Annotated in this window: 13 protein-coding genes; 7 read left to right on the top strand and 6 right to left on the bottom strand. The window is 72.2% G+C overall.

What is annotated here, in order from left to right; all coding sequences use genetic code 11:
* Position 1: 1 nt before the first annotated feature.
* Positions 2–544 carry a hypothetical protein gene (locus ACZ5UI_RS25285; protein ID WP_464192382.1) on the top strand — a complete coding sequence of 181 codons (543 nt, stop codon included), beginning with the start codon at positions 2–4 and terminating at the stop codon, positions 542–544.
* A 6-nt stretch (positions 545–550) separates the two neighbouring features.
* On the opposite strand, the gene ACZ5UI_RS25280 is transcribed toward ACZ5UI_RS25285, so the two are convergent.
* Entirely contained in the window at positions 551–910 is a 360-nt protein-coding gene (locus tag ACZ5UI_RS25280; RefSeq protein WP_464192380.1) for an FmdB family zinc ribbon protein, read from the bottom strand.
* Between the two features lie 29 nt (positions 911–939).
* Between ACZ5UI_RS25280 and ACZ5UI_RS25275 the strand changes: the two genes are divergently transcribed.
* The 4 genes from ACZ5UI_RS25275 (at position 940) to ACZ5UI_RS25260 (ending at position 5,488) form a co-directional block, all read left to right on the top strand.
* On the top strand, positions 940–2,310 hold the full coding sequence (locus ACZ5UI_RS25275) for a glycine--tRNA ligase (protein ID WP_464192378.1): 1,371 nt from the start codon (positions 940–942) through the stop codon (positions 2,308–2,310).
* A complete protein-coding gene (locus ACZ5UI_RS25270; RefSeq protein WP_464192376.1) occupies positions 2,307–2,585 on the top strand; it encodes a hypothetical protein in 279 nt (92 codons plus the stop codon). Before ACZ5UI_RS25275 ends, ACZ5UI_RS25270 begins: the two co-directional genes overlap by 4 nt.
* A 477-nt stretch (positions 2,586–3,062) precedes the next feature.
* Positions 3,063–4,328: a ribonucleotide-diphosphate reductase subunit beta gene (locus ACZ5UI_RS25265; RefSeq protein WP_464192374.1), complete on the top strand. Its 1,266-nt coding sequence runs from the start codon at positions 3,063–3,065 to the stop codon at positions 4,326–4,328.
* Positions 4,329–4,330: 2 nt separating this feature from the next.
* Positions 4,331–5,488: an oxygenase MpaB family protein gene (locus ACZ5UI_RS25260; RefSeq protein WP_464192372.1), complete on the top strand. Its 1,158-nt coding sequence runs from the start codon at positions 4,331–4,333 to the stop codon at positions 5,486–5,488.
* 35 nt (positions 5,489–5,523) lie between these two features.
* On the opposite strand, the gene ACZ5UI_RS25255 is transcribed toward ACZ5UI_RS25260, so the two are convergent.
* Both ACZ5UI_RS25255 and ACZ5UI_RS25250 read right to left on the bottom strand, forming a co-directional pair.
* A complete protein-coding gene (locus ACZ5UI_RS25255; protein WP_464192370.1) occupies positions 5,524–6,063 on the bottom strand; it encodes a hypothetical protein in 540 nt (179 codons plus the stop codon).
* Between the two features lie 90 nt (positions 6,064–6,153).
* The gene (locus tag ACZ5UI_RS25250) at positions 6,154–6,753 is read right to left on the bottom strand and encodes a TetR/AcrR family transcriptional regulator (protein WP_464192368.1); all 600 of its coding nucleotides are present in this window, start codon (positions 6,751–6,753) and stop codon (positions 6,154–6,156) included.
* A gap of 72 nt (positions 6,754–6,825) precedes the next feature.
* On the opposite strand from ACZ5UI_RS25250, the gene ACZ5UI_RS25245 reads away from it, so the two are divergent.
* Both ACZ5UI_RS25245 and ACZ5UI_RS25240 read left to right on the top strand, forming a co-directional pair.
* Positions 6,826–8,547 carry a hypothetical protein gene (locus ACZ5UI_RS25245; RefSeq protein WP_464192366.1) on the top strand — a complete coding sequence of 574 codons (1,722 nt, stop codon included), beginning with the start codon at positions 6,826–6,828 and terminating at the stop codon, positions 8,545–8,547.
* A gap of 34 nt (positions 8,548–8,581) precedes the next feature.
* Entirely contained in the window at positions 8,582–10,540 is a 1,959-nt protein-coding gene (locus ACZ5UI_RS25240; RefSeq protein ID WP_464192364.1) for an ATP-binding protein, read from the top strand.
* Positions 10,541–10,597: 57 nt separating this feature from the next.
* Here the strand turns inward: ACZ5UI_RS25240 and ACZ5UI_RS25235 are convergent, their stop codons facing one another.
* From ACZ5UI_RS25235 to ACZ5UI_RS25225, 3 genes are read right to left on the bottom strand one after another with little or no spacing between them, the layout of a single operon-like run.
* Positions 10,598–11,053, bottom strand: coding sequence for a hypothetical protein (locus tag ACZ5UI_RS25235; protein ID WP_464192362.1), 456 nt, complete (start codon positions 11,051–11,053; stop codon positions 10,598–10,600).
* Positions 11,054–11,055: 2 nt separating this feature from the next.
* Complete coding sequence (lon, locus tag ACZ5UI_RS25230) at positions 11,056–13,482, bottom strand: endopeptidase La (protein ID WP_464192359.1); 2,427 nt, start codon at positions 13,480–13,482, stop codon at positions 11,056–11,058.
* On the bottom strand, positions 13,479–13,943 hold the full coding sequence (locus ACZ5UI_RS25225) for an Hsp20/alpha crystallin family protein (RefSeq protein WP_464192356.1): 465 nt from the start codon (positions 13,941–13,943) through the stop codon (positions 13,479–13,481). The genes lon and ACZ5UI_RS25225 overlap by 4 nt, the downstream gene beginning before the upstream one ends.
* Positions 13,944–13,948: the final 5 nt, after the last annotated feature.

Raw genomic sequence — 13,948 nt, 5'->3', positions numbered from 1 at the left:
CATGATCGCGACGACGGGGCGCATCGCGCTGCTCGGCCACGGCCAGCTGACCTCCCGCCGGGCCCGCGCGGGCTGGCGGCTGCTGGACGCTGCCGGGCAGCCGGCCGGTTCGGCGCTGTACGTCGCGCCCGGCCAGGTGCGCGTCGTGGACGCCGACGGGACCCACGTCGCGACGATCGAAGGGAAGCGAGGCGAGCGCACCCGCGCTCGCCTCCTCACCCCCGCGGGCCAGCTGCTGGGCCAGGCGCTGCACGAGCCCGGACTCGCCCTGTCGCTGATCGACCGCATCGGCTGGGAGCTGGCGCGGGTGATCGTCCCGCCCGAGGCCGACGCCACGGCACAGGCCCGTTCGTGGCCGCTCCTGGCCGCCGGCGGCCACGCGATCGGCACGCTCTCGTGCGCCGACCGCCGGCCCGCGGCGGCGCGCCTGGGCTTCCGCTCGGCGCGGGTCTACGCGGTCACGCTCGACGCGCCCGGGGCGATCGGCCAGCCGCTGCGCACGCTGGCCATCCTGCTGCCCGTGCTCGCGGCGTTCGTGGACTGAGCGAGGTCAGTCCTTCTTCGACGAGGAGCCGCTGCTCCCGCTCGAAGAGGAGCTGCTGCTCGACGAGTCCGACGACGAGCTCTTGGACTCGCTCTTCGTGCTCGAGGAATCCGACTTGGACGACGAGCCGTCCGACGAGGACGACGACGAGCTCTTCTCGCCCGCCTCCTTCGTCTCGCGCGCCCGCTTCTTGGTGCCGTAGTCGGTGTTGTAGAAACCCGACCCCTTGAAGTGCACGGCGGGGGCATGCAGGACCCGCTCGACCGGCACGCCGGTCTCCGGATCCTCGGTCAGCGGCTCGGCCGTGATCGACTCCAGGAGCTCGAAGGTGGTTCCGTCTGGGCGTCGGTACTCGTAGATGGGCATCGGGCGGGTGATTGTAGAGTCCGCGCCGCATGTCCCCGGACGCGGTCACCATGGAGAAGATCGTCGCGCTGACCAAGCGCCGCGGCTTCATCTTTCCCACCGGCGAGATCTACGGCGGCCTCGGGTCGACGTACGACTTCGCGCATTACGGCGTTCTGCTGAAGACGAACGTCAAGAACGCCTGGTGGCAGACCATGCTCCAGGAGCGCGACGACGTGGTCGCCCTGGACTCGGCGATCCTCCAGCATCCGAAGACCTGGGAGGCCTCCGGCCACCTGGCCGGCTTCACCGATCCGCTGGTCCAGTGCCTGGGCGAGTGCAAGCGCCGTTTCCGCCTGGACCACCTGCAGGAGGCGGCGGTCGAGAAGGGCGAGGATCCCGCGCACCTGCGCTGCCCGGTGTGCGGCGGCGAGCTGTCCGAGCCGCGCGACTTCAACCTGATGTTCCAGACGACGATGGGCGCCGTGCAGGAGTCCGGCAACGTCGTCTACCTGCGTCCGGAGACCGCGCAGGGCATCTTCGTGAACTTCAAGAACGTGCTGCAGACCGCGCGCAAGAAGCCGCCGTTCGGCATCGCGCAGGTGGGCAAGTCGTTCCGCAACGAGATCACGCCCGGCAACTTCGTCTTCCGCACCCGCGAGTTCGAGCAGATGGAGATGGAGTTCTTCGTCCCGCCGCCCGACGCACCCCGCTGGTACGACTACTGGAAGCAGGCCCGCTACGACTGGTACGTCGACCTCGGCCTGCGCCCCGACCACCTGCGCATGCGCGAGCACGAGACCGACGAGCTCAGCCACTACTCGTCGGGCACCGCCGACGTCGAGTACCTGTTCCCGATCGGCTGGTCGGAGCTGGAGGGCGTGGCCAACCGCGGCACGTTCGACCTGACCCAGCACGCGCAGTTCTCGGGCGAGAAGCTGGAGTACTTCGACCAGCAGTCCGGCGAGCGCTACGTGCCCGCCGTGATCGAGCCCGCCGCGGGCGCCGACCGGGCGACGCTGGCCTTCCTCGTGGACGCCTACGACGAGGAGGAAGTGGGCGGCGAGACGCGCACGGTGCTCAAGCTGCATCCCCGCCTGGCGCCCGTCAAGGCCGCCGTGCTGCCGCTCGTGCGCAAGGACGGCCAGCCCGAGGTCGGGCGCGAGATCGTCGCCACGCTGCGCAAGCACATGTACGTCGAGTACGACGAGGGCGGCTCGATCGGCAAGCGCTACCGCCGCCAGGACGAGATCGGGACCCCGTACGGCATCACCGTCGACCATCAGACGCTCGAGGACCGCACGGTCACCGTCCGCGACCGCGACACGCTGCAGCAGGAGCGCATCGCCATCGACGACCTGACCGCGCACCTGGTGGCAAAGCTCGCCGCACCGTGGCGCTCACCTAAGCTCGCGGGATGAGCACGTACGACGAGCTGGAGAAGCTGTCCTCGGACGAGCTGCACGACCGCGCGATCCATCGCGCGACGCGCCACCTGGACGTCAAGTTCCTGTGGAAGCTCATGGAGGCCCTGCCCGCCGCCCAGATGGCCGCCGGCCGCGAGGGTGAGGCCGACGCCGACATCCAGCACGCCTCCGCCGTCGTCGCCGACGCCTTCCGCGACGGCACGCCCGAGGTCCAGGACGCGCTGCGCCCGCTGTTCATCGAGTACCTGCTCAAGCATCCCGACGCCTGAGGGCGCCGGCGCCCACGACTCGGCCGCGGCAGCGCGAACGAACGGCGGGCAGCGAAGACAGCCAGCCCGGGGCCGCCGCGCCGAGCACGCCGAGGGTCGGTTCGCCTTTCGGACCCAGACGTGATCGAGCTTATGCGCGCTGTACGACGATAAGGTCGATCACGTCGCCCCTTTCGCCGCGCGGCCCGCGGCGCGCGGACGACCCACGCGCCTTCGCTCCCCGTCGTTCGCCGGCGCCGGCGCCACCGACAGCTCGTCGGCCGTGGCGGCGCGAACGAACGACGGGCAGCGAAGACAGCCGGGCCCGGACCGCCGCGCCGAGCACGCCGAGGGTCGGTTCGCTTTTCGGACCGGCACGTGACCGACTTTAACCCCGCTATACGAGCTTAAGGTCGGTCACGTCGCCCCTTTCGCCGCGCGGACGCCACCGACAGGCACGACTGGCCAGCCAGCCAGTCGAGGCGTACCCTGGTTGTCATGCGCATCTCGGTGCCGGCGTCCACCAAGCAGATCTCCTACACCGACCTCTACAAGCGGTGGGAGCGCGGCAACTGGCGCGCGTGGGAGATCGACTTCACGCAGGACAAGATCGACTGGCACGAGAAGATGACGCCCGAGCAGCGGCGCAGCGCGCTGTGGCTCTACACGCTCTTCTTCCACGGCGAGGATGCGGTGGCCGACGACCTGTCGCCCTACATCGACGCGGCGCCGCTGGAGGAGCAGAAGTACTTCCTGACCACGCAGCAGGTCGACGAGGCGCGGCACGCGATCTTCTTCCAGCGCTTCATGCAGGAGGTCGTCGGCGTCGGTGACGGGACCGCGGGCGGCGCGCTGGCCGCCACCGCCGACCAGCTCACCTGGGGCCACAAGATGGTCTTCGGGCGCCTGGACCGGATGGCCGAGGAGCTGCGCAAGGACCGGTCGCCGCGCAAGCTCGCGTCAGCGGTGACGCTCTACCACATCATCGTCGAGGCCTCGCTGGCCCAGCCCGGCCAGCACATGATCGAGAAGTACCTGACCGAGTACGACCTGCTGCCCGGCTTCCGCGAGGGCATGGCCAACGTCGCCCTGGACGAGCAGCGCCACATCGCCTTCGGCGTGCGCCTGCTGGCCGATCTGTGCGAGGCCGACGCCGACAACGCCGACGCGATCGTCGAGACGATCCGCGAGGTGCTCCCGTGGACGGTGCCGCTGGCCGCGCCGCCCAACGGCGACGAGACCTACATGACCGCGTTCGGGTTCACGCTGCTGGATCTCTACGAGGAGGGCGCCCGCAGCCAGGAGGCGCGCCTGCGGGCGATCGGGCTGCCGGTCGACGACCTGCCGCGCTTCCCGCTGCCGATGGACCTGGACCCGCGCACCCGGGCCGAGCGCGGCCTCAAGCTCCTGCACGCCGGCATCCTCGGGCCGAAGAACGGCCCGGTCCGCCACGACCCCGACGCGATCGCGATCATGTTCGACACGATCCGCCGCCAGGCCGATCCGAGCGTGGTCAAGGCCGGCACGGTCGTCCAGTGGGACTTCCCCGACGAGCAGTCCTGGCACCTGCGCTGCGACAACGGCCACACCTCGGTCACCCAGGGCGCGGCGACGGACGCCGACCTGACGCTGACCCAGAGCTTCGACGACTTCGCCGACGTGGTTGGCGGCCGCGCCGACCCGCGCGTGCTGCTGCTCAAGCGCCGCATGAAGCCATCGGGCAGCCCGCGCGTGCTGCTCAAGCTGCCCAAGCTGCTGGGCTGACCGTGGCGACGGTCGCCCGGTCGCCCGTCCCCACCGCGCTGCCCAACGCGGACGCGGCCCGCGCGCGCCATGGCCTCGCGGGCGAGCGGTGGCTGGAGGCGATGTGGCGCGGGGATCCGCTGGCCGACGCCGTCGTCGCCGACGGCGCGCCGCTCGTGCGCCAGGCGATCGCCCAGGGCATCGACGCGGTCGACGAGCCGTCGCCGGCGCTGGTCGCGCTCTTCGAGCAGCTCGACGCGCGACCGGCGTGGATGGACGCGGACGCCTGCGATCGCGCCGCCCGCCACCTGGTGCGCCAGTCGCGGGAGTACGGGCTGGTGCTGGGCGCGGCGTCGCTCGTGGCCGGCGCGACCAACGCGGTCGCCGGCCAGCCGCTGACCTTCACCGGCCGCTACGCGGGCGACGCGGCAGTGCGCTCGATCGAGGTCGGCACCTGGCTCGTCGCCGTGACGACGCCCGGCGGCCTGGGGCGCCACGCCGCCGGCTTCGAGCGCACGGTGCGGGTGCGGATGATCCACGCCCACGTGCGGGCGGGACTGCGGCGCCACCCGGAGTGGGACATGGCCGCGTGGGGTCTGCCCATCCCCCAGCCCTACATGGCCTTCACGCTGGCCGAGTTCTGCTCGGTCGCCCTGCGCGCGATGGCCCAGCTCGGCGCGCGCTTCGACGACGCGCAGACCGCGGACATCCTGCACCTGTGGCGCTGCGTCGGCCACCTCGTTGGCGTCGACGACGACCTGCTGCCGCAAACGCTGGCCGACTACGCCCGCGTCGAGGACCTGTACGCGCTGGTCAGCCCCGGCCCCGACGACGACGACCGCAGGTTCGTCGCGGCGCTCGGCGCGTTCCAGGCCCGCGAGCTGGCCCGCATCCTGCCGGCGCGCATCACCCCGGGCCTCATCCACGGTTTCCAACGCGCGTTCGTCGGCGATATCGCCGCCGACGCACTGGCCATCCCCGACACGCGGTGGAAGCACCTGCCGCGCGTCACCGCACCGCTGACCGCGGCCGCCAACGAGGCGCACGACCGCCTGGTCCCGCACGGTCGGGCGCGGCGCACCGCGCGCGCCCAACGCCGGCGGGTCGCGGAGCTTGACCGCCTCCGCGCCGCCTACGGCGTGGCGCACGAGCTGGTCGACGACGTCAAGGCCGCCGGCTGAGCCGAGGGCCCCGCGGTTCGCCGTTTCCTGGTCGGTCAGCTGACGATGTCGGCCACGACGCGCACGCGGATCTGGCCGCCGTCGATCTCGTCCGCGCGAATGCCGCGCAGGCGGATTCGCGGGTCGTCGAAGACGACGATGTCGTCGATCGGCAGGCCGTCGGGGACCGCGACCAGCGTGCCGTCCTTGATCACGACGCGCACGGTCACCGGCACCGTGAAGCCGAACGCCTTGGCCTTGCCCCGGATGACCAGCTCGTTGGGCTTGGAGGCCGCCGCGTCGTAGCTGAGGTCGGAGACCTGCGCGGGGGCCAGCGAGGCCAGCTGCTCGGGATCCACGGTCGCCTCGACCGCCGCTTCGCCGCCGCGGCGGCGCACCTCGACGTCGCGCGCCGTCACGCCCTGCTGGGTGACCTCGGGGATCTGCAGGTCGATCGGGTCCTGCCCGAGGAGCTCGTCGAGCTGTCCGTTGGACACGGCGTCGGTCACCTGCCGCTCGCGCAGGGCGTCGACCTGGCGATCGAGCGCGGTGCGCAGGTCCGCGGTCGAGAAGCGCACGTCGCGCACCGACGGCAAGGGCGGGGCGTCCTCACCGCGCGGCCACAACAGCAGCGCAGCGATGACCGCACCGACGACACACAGCCCAAGGACGCCAACGATCTTCAATCAGGCCACGAGCGCCCGCACGGCGGCAACGCCGGCGGCGATCGTCTCGCCGTGATCGCGGTCGGGCTCCAGCAGCATCCGCAGCGACAGGCCGTCGGCCAGCGACAGCAGCACGTCGACGACGGCGTCGGGCGACGCGGCCAGATGGAGGATCCCCTGCTCGTGCTTGGCGGCCAGCACGCCGCTGATGTGGGCGCGCATCCCGGCCTGCAGCTCGTGGTACTCGGCCGCGATCTCCGGGTTGCGCTGGGCCAGCGTGAACAGCTCGAAGCCGACGGCGACGAACTCCGGGTCGTCGGCGACCATGTGCTCCAGCGAGGAGACGAGCAGGGCGATGATGTCGTCGGCGGTGCTCGCGCTGGCCAGCTCGGACTCCAGCGCCGCCAGCTTCAGCTCGGCGTCGCGGCGGACCACCTCGGTCAGCAGCCGCTCCTTCGTGCCGAAGTAGTAGTGCAGCAGCCCGCGCGAGACGCCGGCCTCACGCGCGACGTGGTCGAACGTCGACCCCGCGACGCCGCGACGCGCGACCGAGCTGCGCATCGCATCGACGATGCGCTGCGCCTTGTCGTTGGACAGGGTGCGTGGCGTGGCGGCCTCCATCGCTGCCCACGATAGACATTGGGACCAGATCGGCACTGTCAGGCGAACCCGCGGCTGGGACCGTCCGCGGCCATGCACAAGCCCCTGACACTCCTGCTCGGCGGCTGCGCCCTGATCGCGCTGTCCGCCCCTGCTTCGGCACTGGCCACCGACTACTGCGTTCCGGCCGCCTCCGCCTGCCCCGGCGGCCTGGGCACCGCCCAGGCGACCCTCCAGGGCGCCTTCGACCTGGCCGACAACACCGACGCGCTCGACCGCGTCTACATCGGACCCGGCACCTACACCGCGCCCACCACGGCCGGTTTCGACTACAACCTGGTCACCGGGCCGATCGAGGTCATCGGCAACGGCAGCAGCGGCGCACAGAAGACGCTGCTGACCACGCCGGCCGCCTCGACGCGGGTCCTGCGGCTGCGCGGCGCCGCCGGCTCCTCCCTCAGCGGCGTCGAGCTGCGCGTGGCCGACAACGCCCAGTTGAACACCTTCCAGGTGACGGCCCGCAACGTCGACATCGGCAACGTCGCCGTGTCCAGCTCCGGGACGCAGAGCAACGCGTACTTCGGCGTGGAGATGGAGACCGGGACGGTCTTCCACGACGGCACGATCAGCCTCTCGCCCACCTACGGGCGCACCGCGCTGATGGAGGGCGCCGGCAACGCCATGCGCGACGCGACGCTCGTCGGCAACGGCGGGCTGACGCTCAACTCGGGCGCCGGCAACGCAACCGTGACCCGCGTGGCGATCCTGGCCGCCGCCTACCCGGCGATCAACAACGCGGGTTCGGTGCTCTCGCTCAGCGACAGCCTGCTCCTGCAGAGCTCGACGGGCTGCGCCATGTCGGTCCTGGACCAGGGCACGGACGGCATCATCAACGCCGACGGCGTCACCGCGATCGGCACGTCGGGCACCTCCTACGGGATCTGCGCGAGCTCGATCAACGCCGCCCCACGCCAGGCGGTGGCCAACGTGACCAACAGCATCCTGCGCGGCTTCGTCAACGACCGGGGTGCGTTCAGCTCGAGCACGGGCACCGGCACGATCAACGTCACCTACTCGGACTTCAACCCGGCCACCGACATCGTCGCGGGGACCGGCACCACCGTGCTCAGCCCGGCGGCGGGCACGCTGGGGGCGACGAACGTCAACGTCGATCCGCTGTTCACCGGCGGCGGCGACTACTCGCTGTCGGCGGCCTCTCCGGTGCGCGACATCGGCGACCCGACCGCCGCCGACGGTCTGGACCTGGTCAGCGCCCCGCGCCTGTGCGGCCGCATCGACATGGGCGCCTACGAGTTCCCGGGCGGGGCGAGCTGCACCCCCGTCTTCGTCCCCATCGCCGGTGGCGGCGGGGCCGGAGGCGGGGGCGGCGGCATCACCACCGGCGGGTCCGGCAACCCCGATCCGGGCCCGGTGTCCGACGGTCCGTCGCCCGCGCCCCCGCTGTCGCCTCCGGCCCGCCCGGACACGACCGCGCCGGTCCTCAGCGCGCTGGGGCTCAGCCACCGGGCGTTCCGCATCAACCGCGGCAGCCGGGTGCGCTTCCGCGTCTCGGAGGCGGCCGCGGTGACCGTGCTGTTGCAGCAGCGCACCGTCAAGGGCCGGAAGGTCACGTTCCGCTCCCGGGCGCGCCTGCGCACGAACGCCGGGGCGGGCGTCAACGGCGTCACCGTGCGCGGCCTGATCGGCCAGGTGCTGCTCAAGCCGGGCCGCTACCGCGCGCGGATCAGCGCCGTCGATGCGGCCGGCAACACGGCCAAGCCCCGGACCGTCTCGTTCCGGGTTCTGGCTGAGTAGTTGAGACACGTCGGTACCGGGGTACGATGCCCCGGTGCCGACGACCCTGGCGGACCGGCTCGCCCAGCGCGACGCCGAACGGTTCGTCGGACGCGCGGCCGAGCTGGCGCTCTTCGAGCAGCTGCTGGACGGTGACCAGTCGGTCAGCGTCGTCCTGGTCCACGGCCCTGGCGGCATCGGCAAGAGCTCGCTGCTGCGCGAGGTCGCCCGCCGGGCCGCCACGCGCGGCTGGACGCCCGCGTTGTTCGACGGCCGCGAGCTGGCCCTGGTCCCCGGCGAGCTGGAGGACGTCTTCACCGCCGCGCAGAACCAGGACCGCCCGCTGATCCTGTTGGACACCTACGAGCGCCTGTCGGCGCTCGACGGGCTGCTGCGCCGCCGGCTGCTGCCCGCGCTGCCCGCGCGCGCCCTGGTCGTGCTGGCCGGCCGCGAGCCGCCGGCGCCCGAGTGGTTCAGCGGCGGCTGGGAGCACGTCACGCGCGTGCTCGCGCTGCCCCCGCTGAGCGCCGCCGAGGGCCGCGCGCTCGTGCAGGCCCGCGGCGACATCACCGATCAGACCGCCAGCGCGCTGGTCGACTGGTCCTCCGGCCTGCCGCTGGCGCTGACGCTGGCCACCGAGCTGGCCCGCCACGAGGGCGCCTGGGACGGACGCGACTTCGCCCAGGACCCCGAGCTCGTCGACCTGCTCGTGCGGCGCCTGGTCGGCGCGCAGGGGCGCGACGAGCACGCCGACGTCAGCGCCGTCGCCGCGATCGCCAGCGTGACCACGACGGCGATGCTGGCCGACGTGCTGCCCGGCCGGGACGCGGCCGCCGACTACGCCTGGCTGCGCCGCCAGGCGATCAGCGAGCCGGTCGGCGACGGCCAGGCGATGCACGCCCTGGTCCGCCGTGCGCTGCGCGCCCAGCTGCGCCTCAGCCGCCCCGAGCGCGAACGCGAGCTGCGCGCCCGCATCGCCGAGCACCTGTTCACCCGCGCGGCGAGCGGCGAGCCGCGGCTGATCGTCGAGCTGACCGAGCTGATCGACGACCCGGTGGTGCGCTGGGGCTTCGGCGCCGACGGCGCGAGCGAGCTGCGCGCGGACGCCCTGCTGCCCGGCGAGCTCGACGCCCCGTCCGCCGACATCCTGGCCCGCGGCAGCGACGCCTGGTGGGGCCCGACGCGCAAGCTGGCCGCCGCGGCGCCCGAGCACTTCACGGTCGTCCGCGACGCCGCCGACACGCTGTGCGGGCTGGCCATCGCCGCCACCCCGGCCAACGCGACGCCCGCGGCGCTGGCCGACCCGTTCTTCGGTCGCTGGATCGAACACGCGCGCACGCACATCCCCGCCGGCGACGCGATCCTGTGGCGCGACTCGATGGACCTGACGACGTCGCGCAGCGGCGACCTGGGCTCGCGCGTCCTGGCCATCGTCAACACCGCCGCGGTGCTGCGCTCGGGCCTGACCAACCCCCGCTTCTTCTACCTCCCGATCAACCCCGTCAACGCCGCCTCCGTGGCCTTCGCGCAGGAGTCGGGCTCGCGCCACGTCCCCGAGCTCGACGTCGACGTCGGCGACCTGCGCCATCAGTGCCACGTGATCGACTACGGCCCGGATGGCCTGCTGGGCTCCCAGCGCGACCGGGTGTACGCCGAGCTGGGCGTCGTGCGCGCCCCGAAGCGGGCGCTCGTCACCCACGACGACGTGCGCCAGGCGCTGCGCGATCTGGACCGCCCCTCCGTGCTGGCGGTGGGACCGCTGGCCGCGGCGATCGGCGGCGACGATCCGGCGATCGCCGTGCGCGCGCTGCTGGAGCGCGGCCTGGAGCGCACCTTCGGCGACGGGACCGAGGAGCAGCTGATGCGCGACCTCGTGCGCCGCGCCTACTTCGATCCGACCGTCACCCACGAGCAGGCGGCCGACCAGCTGCACGTCAGCCGCACGACGTACTTCCGCCGGCTGCGCGATGCCAGCGCGCGCGTGGCCGACACCGTGCTGACGCTGCTCCCGTAGCGCCCCGGAAACGACGAAGGCGCCCCGCGGGGCGCCTTCGAAGCTCGGGTGCCTCCGTCAGGAGGCGGTCGCCGCCGGTGTCGGCGGCGGTGTGGCCGGAGCAGTCGTCGACGTGTAGTCGAACTCCTCCTCGGCGCCGAACAACAGGTCGAGGACCTTGTTGCGCAGCCCCTCGCTGACGGCCAGGGCAACGCCCGCCGTCACGACCACCAGAAGAAGCTTGCGGCCACGCCGCTTCTTCTTCTTCTTGGGGCCCTCCCGCAGTGCCTCGACCGCATCACGCAGCGCCTCAGACGCGTTGTGCAGTTCCTTCTGGAACTTCTTGTCGTCGAGGATCACCTTGGTCGGGGTCTTGCCGTTGCTCAGCCGGTCGAACGCGACCCGCGCGGAGTCGAACGCCGTCTTGAGGTTGTCGCGCAGATCCTCGTCCTGGACGAGGCGCTGTACGTACGGGCTGCTCTTGACGGCGAGCGCTGCGCTTCCCGCCTTCGCAGCCTTGGACTTCGCTGCCATTCTCACTTCCCTCGGGTCGCTTGTCGGGACCTGCGCTGAGCATATACCCGCCCGTTGGCGGTCGCACCCTGCGCAAGCGCGGCGTCCAGCACCTCCTGGACGTCGCGGACGAAGACGAAGTCGATGTCCTCGCGTAGGTGCTCGGGGACCTCGTCCGCATCAGCTTCGTTGTCGGCCGGCGCGATCACGCGCGTCAATCCGGCTCGTTGGGCCGCCAGGGCCTTCTCCTTCAGGCCGCCGATCGGCAGCACCTGCCCGGTGAGCGTGACCTCGCCGGTCATGGCCGTATCGTCGCGCACCGGGACCCCCGCCAGCAGCGACGTCAGCGCCGTCACCATGGTGACACCGGCGCTCGGGCCGTCCTTGGGGATCGCCCCGGCGGGGACGTGCACGTGCAGGTCGTGGTCGGCGAACCAGGTCGAGTCGATCTCCGCCGGCGGATGGGAGCGCACGTAGGAGAGCGCGGCCTGGGCGGACTCGCGCATCACGTCGCCCAGCTGGCCGGTGATCGTCAGCTTGCCCTTGCCGGGCATCGCGGTGGCCTCGACGAACAGCACGTCGCCGCCGGCGGGCGTCCAGGCCAGGCCGGTGGCCACGCCGGGCTCGCTCGTGCGGCGCTTGGCGTCGGCGTGGAAGCGCGGCTTGCCCAGCAGCTCGCGCACGGTCGGCCGGCTCACCGACAGGCGCTTGCGCGCGGTGCCCTCGGCGACCTGCCGGGCCACCTTGCGGCACACCGAGCCGATCTCGCGCTCCAGCCCGCGCACGCCCGCCTCGCGGGTGTAGTCGCGGATGATCGCCTTGAGCGCCGGGTCCCCGAAGGCGATCTGCGAGCGCTTCAGGCCGTTGCGCTCGATCTGGCGGGGCACCAGGTAGCGCTTGGCGATCTGGAGCTTCTCCTCCTCGGTGTAGCCCGCCAGCTGGATGATCTCCATGCGGTCGCGCAACGGGCCGGGGATCGTGTCCAGCGTGTTGGCCGTCGTCACGAACATCACGTGCGAGAGGTCGAAGGGGACGTCGAGGTAGTGATCGCGGAACGTCGCGTTCTGCTCGGGATCGAGCACCTCGAGCATCGCGCTGGCCGGGTCGCCGCGGTAGTCGCTGCCCATCTTGTCGATCTCGTCGATCATGAACAGCGGGTTGTTGGACTCGGCGTCGCGCAGCGCGCGCACGATCGCGCCGGGCATCGCGCCGACGTACGTGCGGCGGTGCCCGCGGATCTCGGCCTCGTCGCGCACGCCGCCCGCGCTGATGCGCTCGAACTTGCGTCCCAGCGCCCGGGCGATCGAGCGCCCCAGCGAGGTCTTGCCCACGCCGGGCGGCCCGACGAAGCACAGGATCGAGCCGCGCGCGTCGGGCTTCAGGCGGCGCACGGCCAGGAACTCGAGGATGCGGTCCTTGACCTGCACGATGTCGTAGTGGTCCTCGTCGAGCACCTCGCGGGCGTGGATCAGGTCGAGGTTGTCGATCGTCGCCGCCGACCAGGGCAGCATGGCCAGCCACTCCAGGTAGGTGCGGATGACGCCGTGCTCGGCGGCCATCGACGGGAGCTTCTCCAGGCGTCCGAGCTCGCGGTCGGCCACGCGGCGCGCGTCGGCGGGCAACCCGGCGGCGTCGAGCTGCTCGCGCAGGTCGCGCGCCTCGGCCTCGGCCTCGTCCTCCTCCCCCAGCTCCTCCTGGATCGCCTTGAGCTGCTGGCGCAGGACGTACTCGCGCTGGGTGGCGTCCATCTCGGACTGCACCTGCGACTGGATCTTCGTGCCGATCGAGATGACCTCGAGCTCGCGGGCCAGCAGCTGCGACAGCCGCCGCATGCGCGTGGCCACGTCGACCTCCTCGAGCAGCTCCTGCTTCTCGGAGGTCTTCAGCCGCAGCGCGCCGGAGATCAGGTTGGCCAGCGCCGCGGGCTCGTCGAGGTTGGCCACGGCGATCTGCAGCTCCTCGGGCAGGTACGGGACCTCCTCGACGATCTGCGTGAACGTCGACTGCACGTTGCGCATCAGCGCGGTCAGCTCGGCGCTCTCCTCGAGCACGTCGGGCAGCGGCGAGATGTCGGCGGTCAGGAAGGGCGTCTCGGCCGTCCAGCGGTCCAGGCGGACGCGCTGGGTGCCCTGCACGAGGATCCGCAGCGTCCCGTCGGGGACCTTCAGCATGCGGGCCACGACGCCGACGACGCCGACCTCGTACAGATCGTCGGGTCCGGGGTTGTCGAGCTCCGGGTTGCGGCTGGCCACCATCACCAGCATGCGGTCGCGGCCGAGCACGTCGTTGACCAGCTCCACGGAGCGGTCCTGGCCGATGGCCAGCGGCGTCAGCGTGTCGGGGAAGGGCACGGCGTCGCGCAGCGGCAGCACCGGCAGGTTGGCCGGCAGCTCGCGCTCGATGCCGATCTCGATCTCGCGCGCGGTGCTCTCGGTGACGATGTCGATCACTGGTCCGCGCCACCCCGGCTCGGCGCCTCGATCGGCACGGTGCGCGACTTGTGCTCGGGCTGCACGAGCGGCAGCTCGACGCGCAGCACGCCGTCGTCGTAGGTGGCCCGCGCCTCGTCGGCGGCCACGTCGGCGCCCAGCTGGATCGAGCGCCGGAACGGGCCGTGCTCGATCTCGATCTGCTGGTAGACGCGGCCCTCGGACTCGTCCAGCGCCCCGCGGCTGCCGGAGATGATCAGCTCGCGCCCACGGATCTCCAGATCGATCTGGGAGATCTCGATGCCGGCCAGCTCGGCGGTGACGATCGCCCGCGGCGGGTCGCCCACGTAGGACACGTCGACGCGCGGCGTGAAGCCGGCCCGCCGGTGCGGCGCCAGCGACCGATCGAACACGCCGCCGAAGAGCTCATCCATCTCGCGGCGCATGCGCTCGAAGTTGGCGAAGATGTCGCGCTCGGGCATGGCCC

The organism is Conexibacter sp. JCM 18997 (genome assembly GCF_055391915.1).
This window is presented reverse-complemented; position numbering and strand designations above follow the sequence as displayed.

Coding starts and splice junctions, on each gene's coding strand:
- ACZ5UI_RS25285 (WP_464192382.1), top strand. CDS start 2: ATGATCGCGACGACGGGGCGCATCGCGCTGCTCGGCCACGGCCAGCTG.
- ACZ5UI_RS25280 (WP_464192380.1), bottom strand. CDS start 910: ATGCCCATCTACGAGTACCGACGCCCAGACGGAACCACCTTCGAGCTC.
- ACZ5UI_RS25275 (WP_464192378.1), top strand. CDS start 940: ATGTCCCCGGACGCGGTCACCATGGAGAAGATCGTCGCGCTGACCAAG.
- ACZ5UI_RS25270 (WP_464192376.1), top strand. CDS start 2,307: ATGAGCACGTACGACGAGCTGGAGAAGCTGTCCTCGGACGAGCTGCAC.
- ACZ5UI_RS25265 (WP_464192374.1), top strand. CDS start 3,063: ATGCGCATCTCGGTGCCGGCGTCCACCAAGCAGATCTCCTACACCGAC.
- ACZ5UI_RS25250 (WP_464192368.1), bottom strand. CDS start 6,753: ATGGAGGCCGCCACGCCACGCACCCTGTCCAACGACAAGGCGCAGCGC.
- ACZ5UI_RS25245 (WP_464192366.1), top strand. CDS start 6,826: ATGCACAAGCCCCTGACACTCCTGCTCGGCGGCTGCGCCCTGATCGCG.
- ACZ5UI_RS25235 (WP_464192362.1), bottom strand. CDS start 11,053: ATGGCAGCGAAGTCCAAGGCTGCGAAGGCGGGAAGCGCAGCGCTCGCC.
- ACZ5UI_RS25225 (WP_464192356.1), bottom strand. CDS start 13,943: ATGCCCGAGCGCGACATCTTCGCCAACTTCGAGCGCATGCGCCGCGAG.